Raw genomic sequence first — 1,973 nt, forward strand, 5'->3', positions numbered from 1 at the left:
GGCTGCACACCTACAACCACCACCGCGGACACACCGCACTCGCAGGCCACCCACCACTCAGCCGCGTCCCCAACCTCACAGGTCAGTACACCTAGCCCTGGCTGTCCCGCTGGATGGTCAGGGCCGAGAAGCTCTGCACGACCGGCATGATCTCGATGACGTTCACGTTCACGTGCGGCGGCTGCGCGGCGGCCCAGAACACGGACTCGGCGATGTCGTCGGCCGTGAGCGGGGTGGTGCCGGCGTACACGTTGGCGGCCTTCTCGTCGTCGCCGAAGCGGACGTTGGAGAACTCGGTGCCACCGACCATGCCGGGCTCGATGTTGGTCACGCGCACGCCGGTGCCGCGCAGGTCGCTGCGCAGGTTGAGGCTGAACTGGTGCACGAACGCCTTGGTCGCGCCGTAGACGTTGCCGCCGGGGTAGGGGTAGGTGCCGGCGATGGAGCCGATGTTGATCACGTGGCCGCTGCCACGTTCGACCATGCCGGGCAGCACCGCGCGGGTGAGGTGCACGAGACCGGTCACGTTGGTCTCGATCATCTGGTCCCAGTCGTCGAGCTTCGCCTCCTGCGCCGGCTCGAGGCCCTTGGCCAGGCCCGCGTTGTTCACGAGCACGTCGATCCGGCCCCAGTCGCCGGGCAACGCGCCGACGGCCGCGGCGATCGCGTCGCGGTCGCGCACGTCGAGCACCACGGGCAGCACGGACTCGCCGAGCTCCGAGGTCAGCGCGGCGAGCCGGTCGGCGCTGCGGGCCGCGGCGACGACCCGCGAGCCCTCGGCCACGAACCGGCGCGTGATCGCGGCACCGAACCCGGCACTCGCGCCGGTCACGAATACGGTCTTCATGGGGTGGGTCACCGTTCTTCCGCCTGGTGGTCCGGCCGGGGCCGGAGTGCGTTCAGGAACCGGCCGAACACGTCGTTGAACCCGGCCGCGGACTCCAGGTTAGGCAGGTGGCCCGCGCCTTCCAGCACCGCCAGTGTGGAACCGGCCACGAGCCCGTGCACGAGCTGTGCGTCGGAGACCGGGGTGAACTCGTCTTCGCTGCCGACGGTCACCAGAGTGGGGACCGCGACCTGTTCGAGGGTCACCCGGTAGTCGGGGCGCAGCGCCCGGGCCCGGAGTGCCGCGGCGGCGCCGGCGGGCGGGGCCGTGCGCATCATCGTGAGCACGTGCTCGGCGACTTCGGGGTTCTTCGCGCGGGTTCGCGGGGAGACCATCTTCGGGAGGAGCTCGGTCGCGTAGTCGCGCATGCCTTCCTGCTCGATCCGGTCGGCGGCCGCTCGTCTGTTCCGGCGGCCTTCGGGGGTCTCGGCGGTGGGGAAGGTGTCGGCGAGCAGCAGTGCCCGGACGCGCTCGGGGTGGTCGGCGACGGTCTGCATGGCGATCTGGCCGCCCATGGAGAGGCCGCCGAGCACGAAGGTGGCAAGGCCGAGGTGGTCGGCCAGCGCGATGAGGTCGTGGGTGAAGTCATTCAGGCCGGCCACGGCAGGACCCGTGCTCGCGCCGTAGCCGCGGAGGTCGGGGACGACGACGCGGAAGCCGCGTTCCGCGAAGTGCTCGGTCTGGGGGCGCCACATGGAGCGGTCGAAGGGGTGGCCGTGGACGAGGAGCAACGCCGGGTCGCCGGTGCCGTGGTCGTCGTAGGTGAGGACGGTGCCGTGGCCGGTGTGGAGGGTGGGCATGAAGCCGACGGTAGGCAGAGCTTTGGCTCGGTGCAATGAGTCGCAATGTAGTCGGAGCAATGTTTTCCGCCGGCCGACGACGCGGCTGGACGGGGTGTCCGGCGCCCCGGCGGTCCGTTTCCGGGATAACACGGGGTTTGACCTGGGAAGATCGCGTTAAGGGACCCCCCTGTTTTGGGGCGTTTCCGGCCATGTAAAGTTCTCCAAGTCGCCAGGGAAACCGGGCGGCCACCGGGACACGAACCAAGCTCTCGCCTCAGGCGATTGAGTGGGTGGCCCAAACAACA

The 1,973-nt window shown here is 70.0% G+C and carries 2 protein-coding genes; both read right to left on the bottom strand.

Going from position 1 to position 1,973, the window contains the following annotated elements; all coding sequences use genetic code 11:
* Nucleotides 1-91 precede the first annotated feature (91 nt).
* Nucleotides 92-847 (bottom strand): SDR family oxidoreductase, encoded by a 756-nt coding sequence (locus AB0878_RS49350; protein WP_366590644.1) that lies wholly within the window; start codon nucleotides 845-847, stop codon nucleotides 92-94.
* Nucleotides 848-855: 8 nt separating this feature from the next.
* The gene (locus AB0878_RS49355) at nucleotides 856-1,686 is read right to left on the bottom strand and encodes an alpha/beta fold hydrolase (protein WP_366590646.1); all 831 of its coding nucleotides are present in this window, start codon (nucleotides 1,684-1,686) and stop codon (nucleotides 856-858) included.
* Nucleotides 1,687-1,973 lie beyond the last annotated feature (287 nt).

It is taken from the genome of Amycolatopsis sp. NPDC047767 (assembly GCF_040704195.1).
Taxonomy (GTDB): Bacteria; Actinomycetota; Actinomycetes; order Mycobacteriales; family Pseudonocardiaceae; genus Amycolatopsis.

Coding starts and splice junctions, on each gene's coding strand:
- AB0878_RS49350 (WP_366590644.1), bottom strand. CDS start 847: ATGAAGACCGTATTCGTGACCGGCGCGAGTGCCGGGTTCGGTGCCGCG.
- AB0878_RS49355 (WP_366590646.1), bottom strand. CDS start 1,686: ATGCCCACCCTCCACACCGGCCACGGCACCGTCCTCACCTACGACGAC.